This window comes from Sphingopyxis sp. QXT-31, from assembly GCF_001984035.1.
Lineage (GTDB): Bacteria > Pseudomonadota > Alphaproteobacteria > Sphingomonadales > Sphingomonadaceae > Sphingopyxis.
This window is the reverse complement of record NZ_CP019449.1, coordinates 3,850,609-3,863,425: the sequence shown is the minus strand read 5'-3', so window position 1 is coordinate 3,863,425 and position 12,817 is coordinate 3,850,609. Positions and strand designations below refer to the sequence as shown.

Annotated in this window: 21 protein-coding genes, 1 tRNA gene and 1 pseudogene; 13 read left to right on the top strand and 10 right to left on the bottom strand. The window is 65.6% G+C overall.

Going from position 1 to position 12,817, the window contains the following annotated elements:
- Window positions 1-136: 136 nt before the first annotated feature.
- Window positions 137-421, top strand: a complete 285-nt coding sequence (locus BWQ93_RS18515; protein ID WP_077031768.1) for a hypothetical protein — start codon at window positions 137-139, stop codon at window positions 419-421.
- 36 nt (window positions 422-457) lie between these two features.
- Here BWQ93_RS18515 and BWQ93_RS18510 read toward each other — a convergent pair whose 3' ends face one another.
- From BWQ93_RS18510 to BWQ93_RS20955, 3 genes are all read right to left on the bottom strand, one after another.
- The gene (locus tag BWQ93_RS18510; RefSeq protein ID WP_083721042.1) at window positions 458-928 is read right to left on the bottom strand and encodes a MarR family winged helix-turn-helix transcriptional regulator; all 471 of its coding nucleotides are present in this window, start codon (window positions 926-928) and stop codon (window positions 458-460) included.
- 69 nt (window positions 929-997) lie between these two features.
- Window positions 998-1,465 carry a Rid family hydrolase gene (locus BWQ93_RS18505; protein ID WP_198040424.1) on the bottom strand — a complete coding sequence of 156 codons (468 nt, stop codon included), beginning with the start codon at window positions 1,463-1,465 and terminating at the stop codon, window positions 998-1,000.
- A 183-nt stretch (window positions 1,466-1,648) separates the two neighbouring features.
- On the bottom strand, window positions 1,649-1,819 hold the full coding sequence (locus BWQ93_RS20955; RefSeq protein WP_156878291.1) for a hypothetical protein: 171 nt from the start codon (window positions 1,817-1,819) through the stop codon (window positions 1,649-1,651).
- A gap of 31 nt (window positions 1,820-1,850) precedes the next feature.
- Between BWQ93_RS20955 and BWQ93_RS18500 the strand changes: the two genes are divergently transcribed.
- From BWQ93_RS18500 to BWQ93_RS18485, 4 genes are all read left to right on the top strand, one after another.
- On the top strand, window positions 1,851-2,144 hold the full coding sequence (locus BWQ93_RS18500; protein ID WP_232314663.1) for a ribbon-helix-helix domain-containing protein: 294 nt from the start codon (window positions 1,851-1,853) through the stop codon (window positions 2,142-2,144).
- On the top strand, window positions 2,141-2,440 hold the full coding sequence (locus BWQ93_RS18495) for a type II toxin-antitoxin system RelE/ParE family toxin (RefSeq protein ID WP_077031767.1): 300 nt from the start codon (window positions 2,141-2,143) through the stop codon (window positions 2,438-2,440). Before BWQ93_RS18500 ends, BWQ93_RS18495 begins: the two co-directional genes overlap by 4 nt.
- A 90-nt stretch (window positions 2,441-2,530) precedes the next feature.
- A complete protein-coding gene (locus BWQ93_RS18490; protein WP_198040423.1) occupies window positions 2,531-3,178 on the top strand; it encodes a hypothetical protein in 648 nt (215 codons plus the stop codon).
- A gap of 109 nt (window positions 3,179-3,287) precedes the next feature.
- A complete protein-coding gene (locus BWQ93_RS18485; RefSeq protein ID WP_077031765.1) occupies window positions 3,288-3,479 on the top strand; it encodes a hypothetical protein in 192 nt (63 codons plus the stop codon).
- On the opposite strand, the gene BWQ93_RS18480 is transcribed toward BWQ93_RS18485, so the two are convergent.
- From BWQ93_RS18480 to BWQ93_RS18465, 4 genes and pseudogenes are all read right to left on the bottom strand, one after another.
- A complete protein-coding gene (locus BWQ93_RS18480; RefSeq protein ID WP_077031764.1) occupies window positions 3,476-4,009 on the bottom strand; it encodes a hypothetical protein in 534 nt (177 codons plus the stop codon). The genes BWQ93_RS18485 and BWQ93_RS18480 overlap by 4 nt on opposite strands.
- Window positions 4,010-4,210: 201 nt before the next feature.
- Window positions 4,211-4,449 (bottom strand): annotated as a pseudogene (locus tag BWQ93_RS18475) (IS3 family transposase); the annotation flags it as partial.
- The gene (locus BWQ93_RS18470; protein ID WP_077031763.1) at window positions 4,431-4,814 is read right to left on the bottom strand and encodes a type II toxin-antitoxin system VapC family toxin; all 384 of its coding nucleotides are present in this window, start codon (window positions 4,812-4,814) and stop codon (window positions 4,431-4,433) included. The pseudogene BWQ93_RS18475 and the gene BWQ93_RS18470, both read right to left, overlap by 19 nt.
- The gene (locus tag BWQ93_RS18465) at window positions 4,811-5,098 is read right to left on the bottom strand and encodes an AbrB/MazE/SpoVT family DNA-binding domain-containing protein (RefSeq protein WP_077031762.1); all 288 of its coding nucleotides are present in this window, start codon (window positions 5,096-5,098) and stop codon (window positions 4,811-4,813) included. The genes BWQ93_RS18470 and BWQ93_RS18465 overlap by 4 nt, the downstream gene beginning before the upstream one ends.
- A gap of 368 nt (window positions 5,099-5,466) precedes the next feature.
- Between BWQ93_RS18465 and acnA the strand changes: the two genes are divergently transcribed.
- The 6 genes from acnA (at window position 5,467) to BWQ93_RS18435 (ending at window position 10,359) form a co-directional block, all read left to right on the top strand.
- On the top strand, window positions 5,467-8,139 hold the full coding sequence (acnA, locus tag BWQ93_RS18460) for an aconitate hydratase AcnA (RefSeq protein ID WP_077031761.1): 2,673 nt from the start codon (window positions 5,467-5,469) through the stop codon (window positions 8,137-8,139).
- 19 nt (window positions 8,140-8,158) lie between these two features.
- On the top strand, window positions 8,159-8,440 hold the full coding sequence (locus BWQ93_RS18455) for a ribosomal protein L7/L12 (protein WP_077031760.1): 282 nt from the start codon (window positions 8,159-8,161) through the stop codon (window positions 8,438-8,440).
- A 46-nt stretch (window positions 8,441-8,486) separates the two neighbouring features.
- Entirely contained in the window at window positions 8,487-8,762 is a 276-nt protein-coding gene (locus tag BWQ93_RS18450) for a CBU_0592 family membrane protein (protein WP_077031759.1), read from the top strand.
- A gap of 155 nt (window positions 8,763-8,917) precedes the next feature.
- Window positions 8,918-9,085: a DUF1328 domain-containing protein gene (locus BWQ93_RS18445; RefSeq protein WP_077031758.1), complete on the top strand. Its 168-nt coding sequence runs from the start codon at window positions 8,918-8,920 to the stop codon at window positions 9,083-9,085.
- 154 nt (window positions 9,086-9,239) lie between these two features.
- Window positions 9,240-9,839 (top strand): Crp/Fnr family transcriptional regulator, encoded by a 600-nt coding sequence (locus BWQ93_RS18440; protein ID WP_077031757.1) that lies wholly within the window; start codon window positions 9,240-9,242, stop codon window positions 9,837-9,839.
- A 109-nt stretch (window positions 9,840-9,948) separates the two neighbouring features.
- Window positions 9,949-10,359: a VOC family protein gene (locus BWQ93_RS18435; protein WP_077031756.1), complete on the top strand. Its 411-nt coding sequence runs from the start codon at window positions 9,949-9,951 to the stop codon at window positions 10,357-10,359.
- 13 nt (window positions 10,360-10,372) lie between these two features.
- Here the strand turns inward: BWQ93_RS18435 and BWQ93_RS18430 are convergent.
- The 3 genes from BWQ93_RS18430 to BWQ93_RS20950 form a co-directional block, all read right to left on the bottom strand.
- Window positions 10,373-10,448 (bottom strand) — tRNA-Val (locus BWQ93_RS18430).
- A gap of 87 nt (window positions 10,449-10,535) precedes the next feature.
- Window positions 10,536-11,564 (bottom strand): MarR family transcriptional regulator, encoded by a 1,029-nt coding sequence (locus BWQ93_RS18425; protein ID WP_198040422.1) that lies wholly within the window; start codon window positions 11,562-11,564, stop codon window positions 10,536-10,538.
- On the bottom strand, window positions 11,552-11,800 hold the full coding sequence (locus BWQ93_RS20950; protein ID WP_156878289.1) for a hypothetical protein: 249 nt from the start codon (window positions 11,798-11,800) through the stop codon (window positions 11,552-11,554). Before BWQ93_RS20950 ends, BWQ93_RS18425 begins: the two co-directional genes overlap by 13 nt.
- On the opposite strand from BWQ93_RS20950, the gene BWQ93_RS18420 reads away from it, so the two are divergent.
- Together BWQ93_RS18420 and BWQ93_RS18415 are read left to right on the top strand one after the other, a co-directional pair.
- On the top strand, window positions 11,799-12,374 hold the full coding sequence (locus BWQ93_RS18420; protein WP_198040421.1) for a thermonuclease family protein: 576 nt from the start codon (window positions 11,799-11,801) through the stop codon (window positions 12,372-12,374). The two genes, BWQ93_RS20950 and BWQ93_RS18420, sit on opposite strands and share 2 nt — an antisense overlap.
- 57 nt (window positions 12,375-12,431) lie before the next feature.
- Window positions 12,432-12,809 carry a CrcB family protein gene (locus BWQ93_RS18415; RefSeq protein WP_077031754.1) on the top strand — a complete coding sequence of 126 codons (378 nt, stop codon included), beginning with the start codon at window positions 12,432-12,434 and terminating at the stop codon, window positions 12,807-12,809.
- The last annotated feature ends 8 nt before the right edge of the window (window positions 12,810-12,817 follow it).

The following is a 12,817-nucleotide window of genomic DNA, read 5'->3' as shown; positions in this document are numbered from 1 at the left end:
ATCTCTTCGTCGCCTCTGAGGCGCAACCTATCGTCATCGCGACTATCCCTCATTGCGCGGCACGTCGATTGTGCGTTGCACACTAATCAGGCTTATACTAATATAGCTTAGTATATAGTCTTACAGGGGTTCATCTATGCGTCTCGCTCTCTCCTTCGCCGCCGCTCTGCTCGTCGCGGCGCCCGCTTTCGCCAATGAAACCGCCGCCGCGCCCGCGCTCGAGCGCGCGCCTCGGCAGGGCGAGGTCCTTCGCGACACCGGCGGCCGCCAGATCGGCCAGGTGTACAAGGTCCAGCCGTCGGGCGCGGTGCTCGCGATCGTCAACCGCGAAACCGTGCGCATCCCTGCCGACACGCTCAGCATCGTCGACGGCAAGCTGGTCACCACGCTGACGAAGAGCGAAGCGCTCAAGCAGAAATAGCCGGAACGCGCGCCGGGCGGGGGACAGGCTCTCCCCTCAGCCCTCCTCCGGCTCGCACGCCGCAGTTTCGGCCGTATCACCGCCCAAATTCGTGGTGATGCGGGCGAGCATCGCGTGGAGCGCGGCGCGTTCGGCGGGGTCGAAGCCCGCGAGCGCGGCTTCTTCCTCTTCGATGCCGATGCGCGTCAGTTCGTCGATAAGCGGCTCGATCGCGGGGGTCAGCCAGATGCGGTGTGCGCGGCGGTCGGCGGGGTCGGCGCGCCGCTCGACCCAGCCCGCCTCGACGAGCTTGTCGATCGAGCGCCCGACGGTGACCTCGCCGACCTCGAGCAGCCCCGCGACCTCGCGCTGCGTCGCGCCGGGGCGCCGCCGGATACAGGCGATCGTCTGCCACTGCGCGCGCGTCAGCCCCAGCGGCACGACGCGCCGGTCGAAGCGCAGCCGCAGCATCCGCGACAGCTTCATCACCTTCATCCCCAGCGCCTTGTCGTCGTCGACCGCCTGCACGCGTTTCCCTCCCCGTTTCGGCGCAGACTTTCGCCGACCGCGCGGCGCGGCGCAAGCGTTTCGGGACGATCAGCCCTTGGGTTTGCGCGCGATCACCTTGACCTCGACGATCGCGGTCGGCTCGTAGAGGCGCGCGATGCCGATCGCGGTCCACGCCGGCGGCGGACCCTTCACATGGCGGTTCTTGACCGCGACGAAGGCGTCGATCTGCGCGGGCAGGTCGGTGTGAAAGGTCGTCATGTCGACGACATCGTCCCAGCCCACCCCCGCGCGCGCCAGCACGTCGGCGATGCGAACGAAGACGCGTTCGAAGGCGGGCTCGAGCCCCGTCTCGCCCGCACGCGGCGCGGCGACGACGCCCGAGAGATAGATGGTATCGCCCGCGATCACCGCATCGGCAAAGCCGACCTCCTCCTGAAAGGCGCGCGCCTTGGGATCGACCGGCATGATCACATCGGCCGCTTCACGCGCCGCGGCGGGCGCCGCGAACGGCAGGGCCAGCGCGGCGGCGGCCAGCGCGGCATATGGGCTTCGCATGATCATCTCCCCTCTTCGTGTCCTCGGGGCGAAAGGTGACAGGGGGCGCGCGCGGGCGCAAGCTTCGCGCCATGCGGGGCGGTCCGTTTCATCGCGATGCCGCGGGCCGCGTCGGCTCCCGTGGCCAAAGTTCAGTAAAGTTCAGCCCAATGACGATGCCGGGGACGCGCTTTTGCTTTAACTTCACGCAAAGCGTCGATGTGTTGGTCGGGTGCGGTCGAGCGGCTTGCGCCCCTCGGCAAGCGAGGGTTCGGAAAGCGCGCGTTCCGGTATGCGCCGCCGCCCGACATGATCGCCGATCTCCCCCGCAAAATCCTCGCCGCCATCGGCCGCATAATCCACCGCCCGCATCATCTGGAATGAAGCGGCGCCATTTATAACCTATTTGGATATTTTTGGAAAGAGCCATTTTTCCTCACCCGCGATCGGGACGCGCGGCTCGCTCGGCCCGCTCACCGCCGCTGCGCGGGATCGCGTCGAAGCGGGCCGCACCGCCTCGGTCAGCGAGGTCGTGCGCGCCGGCCTGCGCGCGCTCGATCGTGAGGAAGCTTTGCTCGACGAGCTGCTCAAGGCCCGCCTCGCCGAAGCCCTCGCCGACCCCCGCCCGGCCCAGCCCGCCGAAGAGGTCCGCAGCGGCCTTGCCGCCCGCCATGCGAAACGGACGGGCCAAGGCGCTTGACGACAAAAGTCCGCGTCGCCCGGCGCCGGACCGCCAACGACGACCTCACCCGCCTCTACGACCGGATCGCCGCCCGCGCCGATCCCGACACGGCCTTTGCCTGCACCAGCGCCATCGAAGCCCATACGGCCGACCCCGCCACTGACCCCTCCCGCGACACCCCACGCGACGACATCGCACCGGGCGTCCGCACGCCGAACTTTCGGGGTCGGACGGCTATTGCCTATCGGGTTGAAGCGGCGGTCGAGGTGTTGCGGATATTCCGTGCCGCGCAGGAGTTGGGATTGGCGGACTGATCGGCGGTGTGTTTGGGGATCGTTGCACCTGTCACAGTAATCTTCCTACCAGATTGGCAGTATCTGATCCCGAAACGGACAGATATTGTCGTGAATATCGTGTCGTTCTGGATCATATTGCGAACGTCCTTGCAACAGGGGGTAGCAATGGGGCAAGAAATCGATGGACGCAGTTTCCATATTGGCGCCGGGGCGGACGATGCGGAACGGCTCGACCGCTTGCAGGATGAAGTCGCGCGAATCGGGCGCATGTTGGCCGATCTGATGAGGCAAGGCGGTTCGGTGCGCGCCCCATTCGATCCTCCAGACAAAGCAGCCGAAGAACAACGCGCACTGCCGCCTCCCGCCGCTTCGCACAGTTTTTCAGTTGGTCCGCGTGACTATGAACTGGACCAGCGGATCATGCGACGCCACCGCGCAAAGGCGGTGCGCCGGATGCTGCGCCAGCGGCGGATGCGTGAGCAACATTTCCCCGCCGACCTCTTCGCCGATCCGGCGTGGGACATGCTGCTCGACCTCTATGCCGCACAGCTCGAACGCCACCCGGTGTCAGTCTCCAGCCTATGCATCGCCGCAGCGGTTCCCGCGACGACGGCGCTGCGCTGGATCAAGACGATGACCGATGCCGGACTATGCCTGCGCAAAGCCGATCCGCTGGATGGGCGCCGTATCTTCATCGGCCTTGCAGATGCCACCTTCGAGGGGATGGAGCGCTACTTCGAAGCTCTGGACGAATAGATCCCAACCGTGGTCGCGGTTTGATGTTTCAATTCGCAACCTAGTTTGATATGTCCCCGCGTCCTCACAGAGCCTATCAGGCCGGAGGCTTCATCGGGGAACGGGTCGCATGGACAACGCTTCGACGAATGCGGACGATATCCGCGCGGTGCGAGATCGCTTGCGATCCGAACTGCGCGTGCTGGATCGCCTTGGTCAGAACCTCGCCGCCAATGCCCTGAGTCACGCTATCGACCTACTCAACGACGGACGCGGCGCGATCGGCTCTAATGCTTCTATTACTGGCGAGACGAGTCCCTAGGCGCCTTGGCTTCTGATCACCGCCAACCGGTCAAAATATCTGTCCATCGCAAGCCGGGCGCTTTCCGTTAGCTCTACAAAGATGCGGCGGCGATCTCTCTGATCGCATCTCCGCTTGAACAGCCCCGCCTCCTCCATCGTTTCAATCCAGCGATGAGCGGTTGTGATGGGAACGCACGCCGCGAGGCATAGGCTCGATATGCCGACTTCGATTTTTCGATAGTGCGCCCTGTAAAGGTCCAGCAGCATGTCCCAAGCTGGCTCGGTAAAAAGATCGGATGGTAGGAAATGGTCGCGCAAACGGCGCTCTTTATACATCCGGGCGGCCTCGGCGGCTCGCCCTTGGTCGAATGAGATAGGACTTGCAGTCTCGATCTCGTTTGCCTTGCTCGGGTCGTCGCCGACCAGTGCATTCATCATTTCAGCAAGCCGTTGGACCTCAAGGCGAATAGCCGCCAATTGCGCGGCTTCCCTCGGTCGCGCGCTGTCGTCTTCGCCCCCCGCGTCCTCGCGGTCCTTCTCTATTGGCATCGCATCCCCCCATGCGGCTGTCGTCCTAAGGGTTCATGTCTGTTTTCGATGCAAGTTACCTCCACATTAAGCATCAATTTGGCAGCGATTGCAATTGACCTAAGCTGGTTTTTTGATCTCTCGCCGTAATCGGCAGCACCGCGCGATTAAACGGACTGTTTTTCAATGCCGTCTCTATTCGGAAACATATAGCTTAGTGCGCTAAGTATTTAGTCTGGTCATTTGGTGGATCGGATTGACAATGAACCGTTCTGGCTCAGCCGTCCAGATCTTGGCGATGTATTCGTAGGGGGTGAGGCCGCTGAGCGTCTTGAGCCGACGGGCGAAGTATAGGTGGCGATAAAGTCGGTGAGGTGTGTCCGTAGCTGCTCATGGCTCTCGTAATGGAAGCGTTTAACGGTCGCTTCCTTGATGGTGCGGTTCATCCGCTCGACCTGACCCTCACCCCGACTGCTTCATTCGCCACCAAGCCCCGGTCGAATGTCACAAACGCCTCGACACCCTTCGCCGCGACTAGATGGAGATGGTCGGCGAAGTCGCCGCCTTTAGCATACGCCGCCACCGCCGCGCGCACAGCCTGATCATCCTCCAGCACGATTCCTGGGACGTCGAACAGGTCGTTCAGGGAAGCCGCGAGATGTTCGCGTGCCAAACCGTAACGCGATTGCAGCAGCCATCCGAGTTCGAGCAGCACGGTCAGGGGGACGAACACGCCTGCCTTCACCAGATCGCGCGCCAACGGCGATTGCACCGGATCGTCGTCCAGCATGAAGCGCGCGAGGATGTTGGTAGCGACCGCCTTCAATTCGGCGGGTCCCAGCTTTTATCCTCGCGGAACATTCGGTCGATCGCGGCGTGCGCGTCCTCGTCGCTGATCCGGGGGCCCTTGTAGTTCACCGTCTTGCGCAGCTTCGCCATTGCCTCTTCGAAGCTTAGCGCGGGTTTGGCCTTGGGCTTGGCGCGCAGCATCACGCCGGCGGGGCCGTCGACGACTTCGAGCACCGTGCCGACGTCCCAGTGCAGCCGGTCGCGGACGTCCTTGGGGATGACGACCTGGCCCTTGGCAGAGACTCTGGTTTCCTTGGTCATACCGGTAAGATAGCATTTGTGGGAGCGGCGAACAAGCGGGCCTGTCCTTCCACGTCACCCCGGACTTGATCCGGGGTCCCGCTCAGCGACGTTGGAAAGCGGGACCCCGGATCAAGTCCGGGGTGACGACTAAGGGAAGAGCCGTCGCTCTTTGTGGCTTCGTGGCTTTGTGCGAAAAAATCTTCGCGCCCTCGCCGGCCGCACGGCGTCGCTGCGCCAACCAACCTCCCCCACCCCCTTGCAATTCCCCCGCCCCGGCGTAAGGCGTCCCCAACAAAACCGCGCGTGCGACTCCCGTTTGCCCCGCTCTCCCGGACGGGCCTCGGGCGTCATTTCCCCGCCGCGCCCAAACAGGGGACTGCAAGCCTATGACCACCACCGGCCACGACACGCTGGGAACCCGCTCGACGCTCGACGTCGGCGATAAGAAGTACGCTTACTATTCGCTCGACAAGGCCGCGGCGAAGTTCGGCGACGTGTCGCGGCTGCCGTTCAGCATGAAGGTGCTGCTCGAGAACCTGCTGCGCTTCGAGGATGGCGGCTTCACCGTGTCGACCGATGATGTGAAGGCGCTGGTCGACTGGCAGAAGAACCCGCATTCGAACCAGGAAATCCAGTATCGCCCGGCGCGCGTGCTGTTGCAGGATTTCACCGGCGTTCCCTGCGTCGTCGACCTCGCCGCGATGCGCGATGCGATCGCGACGCTGGGCGGCGACACGTCGAAGATCAACCCGCTGGTCCCCGTCCACCTCGTCATCGACCACAGTGTCATGGTCGATGAATTCGGCCATCCCAAGGCGTTCGAACAGAACGTCGAGATCGAATATTATCGCAACGGGGAGCGTTACGACTTCCTGAAATGGGGATCGAAGAGCCTCGACAATTTCAAGGCGGTGCCCCCGGGCACGGGCATTTGCCACCAGGTCAATCTGGAGCATATCGCGCAGGCGGTGTGGTCGAGCGTCGATGCGGACGGCGCGACCGTCGCCTATCCCGACACCTGCGTCGGCACCGACAGCCACACGACGATGATCAACGGGCTGGGCGTGCTCGGCTGGGGCGTCGGCGGGATCGAGGCGGAAGCCGCGATGCTGGGCCAGCCGGTGTCGATGCTGATCCCCGAAGTCGTCGGCTTCAAATTCACCGGCGCGCTGAAGGAAGGCGTGACCGCGACCGACCTGGTGCTCACCGCGACGCAGATGCTGCGCGCCAAGGGCGTCGTCGGCCGCTTCGTCGAATATTTCGGCCCCGGCCTCGCCTCGCTGTCGCTCGCCGACCGCGCGACGCTCGCCAATATGGCGCCCGAATATGGCGCCACGTGCGGCTTCTTCGGCGTCGACGACAAGACGCTCGATTATATGCGCCTGACCGGGCGCAGCGACGAGACTATCGCGCTGGTCGAGGCCTATGCCAAGGCGCAGGGGCTGTGGATCGTCGAGGGCGCCGCGGACCCGATTTTCACCGATACGCTCGAACTCGACCTCGGCACCGTCGTGCCGTCGCTCGCGGGGCCGAAGCGTCCGCAGGACCGCGTCTCGCTTCCCGACGTCGACGATGTGTTCAACGCCGACATGGCGAACACCTATAAAAAGGCACAGACGCGCGTGCCGGTCGAGGGCAAGGATTTCGACATCGGCGACGGCGACGTCACCATCGCCGCGATCACCAGCTGCACCAACACCTCGAACCCCGGGGTGCTCGTCGCCGCGGGTCTCGTCGCGAAAAAGGCCGACGCCTTCGGGCTGAAGCCGAAGCCGTGGGTCAAGACGTCGCTCGCCCCGGGGTCGCAGGTGGTGACCGACTATCTGGTCAAGGCGGGCTTGCAGAAGCATCTCGACAATATCGGCTTCAACCTCGTCGGCTATGGCTGCACCACCTGCATCGGCAATTCGGGGCCGCTCGCCGAGCCGATTTCGAAGGCGATCAACGAGAATGGGCTGGTCGCCGCGGCGGTGATCTCGGGCAACCGCAACTTCGAAGGCCGCGTGTCGCCCGACGTGCGCGCGAACTTCCTCGCCTCGCCGCCGCTGGTGGTCGCCTATGCGCTGAAGGGCACGGTGATCGAGGATTTCACCACCACGCCGATCGGGCAGGCGCAGGACGGCAGCGACGTGTTCCTTGCCGACATCTGGCCGACCAATCTGGAAGTCGCCGAGGCGGTGGCGGGCGCGGTCGACCGCGAGATGTTCGTCGCGCGCTACGCCCATGTCTACAAGGGCGACGAGCATTGGCAGAAGATCGAGGTCGAGGGCAGCGACACCTATCAGTGGCGCGCGGGCTCGACCTATGTCGCGAACCCGCCCTATTTCGAGGGCATGTCGATGACCCCGGCGCCGGTGTCGGACATCGTGAACGCGAAGCCGCTCGCGATCCTGGGCGACTCGATCACGACCGACCACATCAGCCCCGCGGGCTCGATCAAGGCGGATAGCCCTGCCGGCAAGTGGCTGATGGAGCATCAGGTCAGTAAGGCCGACTTCAACAGCTATGGCGCGCGCCGCGGCCACCACGAGGTGATGATGCGCGGCACCTTTGCCAACATCCGCATCAAGAACGAGATGGTCCCCGGCATCGAAGGCGGCATGTCGCGCTATGGCGCCGAGGTCATGCCGATCTATGACGCGGCGATGCGCCACAAGGCCGACGGCACGCCGCTGGTCGTGATCGCGGGCAAGGAATATGGCACCGGCTCGTCGCGCGACTGGGCGGCGAAGGGCACCAATCTGCTCGGCGTGCGCGCGGTGATCGTCGAGAGCTTTGAGCGTATCCACCGCTCGAACCTCGTCGGCATGGGCGTGCTGCCGCTGCAGTTCCAGGGCGGCGACACGCGCGAGACGCTGGGGCTGACCGGCGACGACCAGTTCACCATCACCGGCGTCGCGGAGCTGAAGCCGCGCCAGACGGTCACCGTGAACGTCACACGGCCGGATGGTTCGACCTTCAGCTTCGACACGCTCTGCCGCATCGATACCGCGAACGAGGTCGAATATTATATGAACGGCGGCATCCTGCACTACGTGCTGCGCAAGCTGGCGGCGTAAGCACCAAGAGGCGGCGGCGATGATCGGCAAATTGCTCTTCCTCGCCGTCGGCCTGCTGATCGGGTTGCTGCTTGCGCGGTTCCTACGCGGCGGCGGCGGGCGGCGCGACCTCACCGCGCCGCCGCCCGCGCGCCCGCCGCTGCGGCGCGTCGGCGACGAGCGGATCGACGACGAGGAAATCCGCGAGCTCATCCGCCAGAACCGCAAGATCGACGCAATCAAGCTGATGCGCCAGAAGACCGGGCTCGGCCTCGCCGAGGCGAAGGATGCAGTCGAGGCGATGGAAGACGCGATGCGCTGAGCCGCCGTCGCGGCAATGGGGGTGCTCCCCGTGCGAAGGGACGGATATGGACGCTTTCACCATCGCGATCGAAGCCACCGGCTGGACGGCGGCGGTGCTCATCCTCGCGGCTTATATATTGCTCTCGCTCGGCAAGCTCGAGGCGCGCGGCTATGCCTATCAGTGGATGAACGTGATCGGCGCGGGCGGCTTCGTGATCAATTCGGGCTATAATGGCGCGCTGCCATCGGCGGTGCTCAACGTGATCTGGGCGGCGATGGGGCTGTTCACCCTGTGGAGCGTGTGGCGCGCGCGGCAGGTCGCGCGCGAGGCCTTGCCCTAGGGCTTCGACCCGCGCCGGGGCACCGATTGCGGAGGCCGGAACCTTTATCCGCAAGAGGGCGTTAACGGCTCATCGATGCATGACGAAGCGAGACTGGCCCGGCGCATGGCGCGTGCGGGAGCGTACGGGGTCGTGCGTTCGGGAAGGAGAAGACCATGTTCAGATATGCCATCATCTTCGCCGTCATCGCGCTGATCGCCGCGCTGCTCGGCTTTGGTGGGGTCGCCGGCCTATCGGCCGATTTCGCCAAGATCCTGCTGGTCATCGGCGTGATCCTGTTCGTCGTGGCCTTTGTGTTCGGCCGCGGGCGACGCACGCTCTAGCCCGACCCGAGAGCGCGTTTGCGCGCTTTACAATAATGCCGGCGGCTTTCCCCTTGGGCCGCCGGCATTTTTTTTTCCGCGAACGCGTACCGGTTGCCCCAAGGCGCCGAAGCCGGGATGAACGGGAACCACCGGCGACAGGCGAATCACCCCCATGGACACGGCGGAATTTTTTACGAAGATCCGGAACTATGGCGACCTGTCGGCCGAGGGCGAGCGGGCGTGGGCGGCGCTGTTGCGGCCGCGCCATTATGCCAGGGACGAGCCCTTCATCCGCGCGGGAGATGTGCCGACGCATTATGCCTTCGTCGTCGAAGGGCTGTTCTACCAGCATTATATCGGTCCCGAGGGCGACCTGATCGCCAAGCATTTTTTCCCCGAGAACCGCATCGCGGCGTCGGTGAGCGCGACCTTGACGGGGACGCCGAGCGCTTTTTCTATCACCGCGATCGAGAAGAGCCATGTCCTCGAATATGATTTTCCGGCGTTCAAGGCGCTCGTCGGCCGCTTTCCGGACCTCGCCGCGATCTATATCGCCTATATGGAACGGCACTGGATCATCGAAAAAGAGCCGAGCGAGGTCGCCTTCCGCCACGACGACGCGATGCAGCGCTATGTCGACTTCATCCGCGCCGAGCCCGAACTGCACAAGAGGCTGAAGCAGCATCACATCGCCGCCTGGCTCGGCATCACCCCCGAAAGCCTGAGCCGCCTCAGGCGAACGATCGCGATGACCCGGCCCGACCAGCGCTGAGGCGATTTCCTACCAAATATCAATTCGTCGGCGGACCGCTCCCTCTACTCAGCGGGCAAGCAGCCGCCGTGACGGTCATGGCGGGGCTTCCGATTAGAGGAGACCGACGATGTCGAAGATGATTTTCGTGAACCTGCCCGTGACCGAACTGGCGCGCGCCACGAGCTTTTACGAGGCGCTGGGCTTTACCAACAACCCGCAGTTCAGCGACGACGGCACCGCGTGCATGGTGGTCAGCGAGACGATCCATGTGATGCTGCTGACCCACGCCAAGTGGCGCGGTTTCACCGATCGCCCGATCCCGCCCGCGACGGCGAGCGAGATGATGATCGCGCTGTCGTGCGACAGCCGCGAAGAGGTCGACCGGATGAACGAGGCCGCGGCAGCGCACGGCGGCACGGCCGACATCAACCCGAAGCAGGATCTGGGCTTCCTATACAACCGCAACCTCGCCGATCCCGACGGGCATGTGTGGGAAGCGGTGTGGATGGATCCCGCCGCCATGGCCGGCGGCGACTGAGGCCGGTGGTCTCTGGTGGGCGCTGACGGGCTCGAACCGCCGACCCTCTCGGTGTAAACGAGATGCTCTACCAACTGAGCTAAGCGCCCTCCGCGATGTCGCCATATGCGGAGAAGCGCGCCCCTGCCACAGCTTCGTGGCGGGGGCAAGCTTTCGGGTCGCAGGACCCTCGGCGCCTATTCCTCGAGCGCCTCGAAATAGCGGCCCATCGCGTCGTGCGCCGATTCGGCGAGGCCGATGAAGATGCGGCGGCCGTCGTGCGGGTCGGCCTCGCGCAGGAAAAGCCCGGCATCGGTCATCGTCTTGATCCAGCGCAGCGCCGTCGTCGCGGGGACCGCGGCGGCGATGCACAGGCTGGAGACCGAAACCGGCTGGCGTTCGAGCCGCGCGGCATAAAGATCGAGCAGCATGTCCCATGCGGGATCGGCGAAGAGGTCGGCGGGGAAATATTGTTCGCGCATCCGCCGCTGGCGCAGCATCCGCCGCACCGCCTTGGCACGCAGGCGCTGGATCGTGCGTTCCTCGGGCTCGAAACTGCGCGGCGCCGACGAAAAATCGCGGATCGGCGAGCGGACCTGGCCCATGCCATCGACGCCGCTCTCGCCCGGCGGCGCATAGGCGGTCGGCGTCCCCGGCAGCGCGCGCTGGCCCGCGAGATCGCCGAGCAGCCGCGAGATGCGCGCGACCTCGTCCTGCAGCCGGTCGATGCGCTCCATCGTCTCGTCGCGCGCGGCGTCGTGGACGACATGCCCCAGCGCGCACGATGCCGACGCGAGCGCGACGATGCGGTCGGCGGGATCGGGGTCGACCAGCCATTCGGTGCGGATCGTCTCGGGAACCAAAGCGGCGACGCGGTCAAGCGCGCCGAGCGAGGTTTCGCAGACAAGGCCGCATTCCATCGCGGCGACCGCGTCGCAGATGTCGGCGAAGCTCGCCTCCTCGATCGTTTCGGCGTCGAACAGCCAGACGATGTCGGGCAGCGTCATGTTGCGCAGATGCGCCGCGACGCGCGCCGGCGCGACCTGGTCGATCACGCGGGCACGGCCGGCGCGCGCCAGCTCGGCACCGATCGCGCGCGGGCCCGTGAACAGGACCGACGCCGTGCGTTCGCCGGCACCCGTGGCGGCCTGCCACGGCGCGGCTGCATCGAAGCGCGGCGTCGGTAAAGCTCCGGTCCGCAGGTTCGTATCGATCAACTGGTCCATCGTGCCGCCCTTTCCTCGCCGCCGCGCCACCCTGGCGTCTTTATGCCGTCAGAATGGCGATATTCACGTTTTGTTCGTTCCAAACTGCCGCCGATCCGGACATTGATGCCAAGAGGCCAACGTTCGACCGGACGGTAGGGATGGAATTTGCCTCCATTTTGGACATGGTTTGTTCTCGCCGTCAATCCCCTTTCGCGCTTGCCAGCCTGACGCCGCCCGCCGATGGTCGGCGCCATGGCGCCGCGCCCTTCCCTGTCGACCCGGCTGCGCTGGCGGCGGCGGCTCCGCTCGCTCGGGGCGCTGCTGCTGCTCGCGGCGATGGCCGCGGCACTGTGGCTGGCGCGGCCGGCGCCGGCCGAGGCGGTGCCGCTGGTGCAGGTGATCGACGGCGACAGCCTGTCGGTGCGACAGGGCGGCGCAGTGCGCAAGATCCGGCTGAGCGGCCTCGACGCGGTCGAATATCGTCAGCGCTGCACGCGCCCCGACGGCAGCGGCTGGGCGTGCGGGCAGGCGGCGCGGACGGCGCTGGTGGGGCTCGCGGAGCACGGGCCGCTCTTCTGCAGCTTCGCGGCGAAGGACAAATATGGCCGCACGCTCGCGGCGTGCCGCACGCGGGCCGAACCCGAAGGCGTCGACCTGGCGGGCGAGATGGTCCGGCTGGGCTGGGCGGTCGCGACCGACGATGCGCTGCTGTCCGAAGAGGGCGAAGCCGAGCGCGCGCGGCGCGGGATCTGGGCGGGCGATTTCGCGCGCCCCGCCGACTGGCGCGCGGCGCATGTCCGTTCGGCGGCGGTCCTCGCTGACCATTAGAGCGGTTTTCGACCGCTCTTGCTTTTCGCGCCGCGCATTTGCGGCTAGGGCGGGCGGATGAACGGCCTTTTCCCTGTGATGATCGGCGGCGCGCTCGGCGCCGGCGCGCGGCACCTCGTCGGCGGCGCGATGCTCGCGCGGCTCGGCCCCGGCTTCCCCTGGTGGACGCTGTCGATCAATATCGTGGGTAGCCTGGCGATGGGCCTGCTGGTCGGCTGGCTCGCGCGCAGCGGCGGCGGCGAGGCGGCGCGGCTGTTTTTCGGGGTCGGCGTGCTCGGCGGTTTCACCACCTTTTCGGCGTTTAGCATGGAATTCTGGACTTTGTTCGAGCGCGGGCAGTCGGCGCAGGCCTTTGTTTATGTCGCGGCGTCCGTGGCCGGCGCAATCGCCGCCTGCGGCATCGGCCTGCTTTTGATGCGGCAGGTGCCGGCATGAGCGAGAAA

Bases quoted from the DNA above. Each gene is read 5' to 3' on its own strand.
- BWQ93_RS18515 (WP_077031768.1), top strand. From the start codon at position 137: ATGCGTCTCGCTCTCTCCTTCGCCGCCGCTCTGCTCGTCGCGGCGCCC.
- BWQ93_RS18505 (WP_198040424.1), bottom strand. From the start codon at position 1,465: ATGCGAAGCCCATATGCCGCGCTGGCCGCCGCCGCGCTGGCCCTGCCG.
- BWQ93_RS20955 (WP_156878291.1), bottom strand. From the start codon at position 1,819: ATGATGCGGGCGGTGGATTATGCGGCCGATGGCGGCGAGGATTTTGCG.
- BWQ93_RS18485 (WP_077031765.1), top strand. From the start codon at position 3,288: ATGGACAACGCTTCGACGAATGCGGACGATATCCGCGCGGTGCGAGAT.
- BWQ93_RS18480 (WP_077031764.1), bottom strand. From the start codon at position 4,009: ATGCCAATAGAGAAGGACCGCGAGGACGCGGGGGGCGAAGACGACAGC.
- BWQ93_RS18465 (WP_077031762.1), bottom strand. From the start codon at position 5,098: ATGACCAAGGAAACCAGAGTCTCTGCCAAGGGCCAGGTCGTCATCCCC.
- acnA (WP_077031761.1), top strand. From the start codon at position 5,467: ATGACCACCACCGGCCACGACACGCTGGGAACCCGCTCGACGCTCGAC.
- BWQ93_RS18455 (WP_077031760.1), top strand. From the start codon at position 8,159: ATGATCGGCAAATTGCTCTTCCTCGCCGTCGGCCTGCTGATCGGGTTG.
- BWQ93_RS18450 (WP_077031759.1), top strand. From the start codon at position 8,487: ATGGACGCTTTCACCATCGCGATCGAAGCCACCGGCTGGACGGCGGCG.
- BWQ93_RS18445 (WP_077031758.1), top strand. From the start codon at position 8,918: ATGTTCAGATATGCCATCATCTTCGCCGTCATCGCGCTGATCGCCGCG.
- BWQ93_RS18440 (WP_077031757.1), top strand. From the start codon at position 9,240: ATGGACACGGCGGAATTTTTTACGAAGATCCGGAACTATGGCGACCTG.
- BWQ93_RS18435 (WP_077031756.1), top strand. From the start codon at position 9,949: ATGTCGAAGATGATTTTCGTGAACCTGCCCGTGACCGAACTGGCGCGC.
- BWQ93_RS18425 (WP_198040422.1), bottom strand. From the start codon at position 11,564: ATGGACCAGTTGATCGATACGAACCTGCGGACCGGAGCTTTACCGACG.
- BWQ93_RS18420 (WP_198040421.1), top strand. From the start codon at position 11,799: ATGGCGCCGCGCCCTTCCCTGTCGACCCGGCTGCGCTGGCGGCGGCGG.
- BWQ93_RS20950 (WP_156878289.1), bottom strand. From the start codon at position 11,800: ATGGCGCCGACCATCGGCGGGCGGCGTCAGGCTGGCAAGCGCGAAAGG.
- BWQ93_RS18415 (WP_077031754.1), top strand. From the start codon at position 12,432: ATGAACGGCCTTTTCCCTGTGATGATCGGCGGCGCGCTCGGCGCCGGC.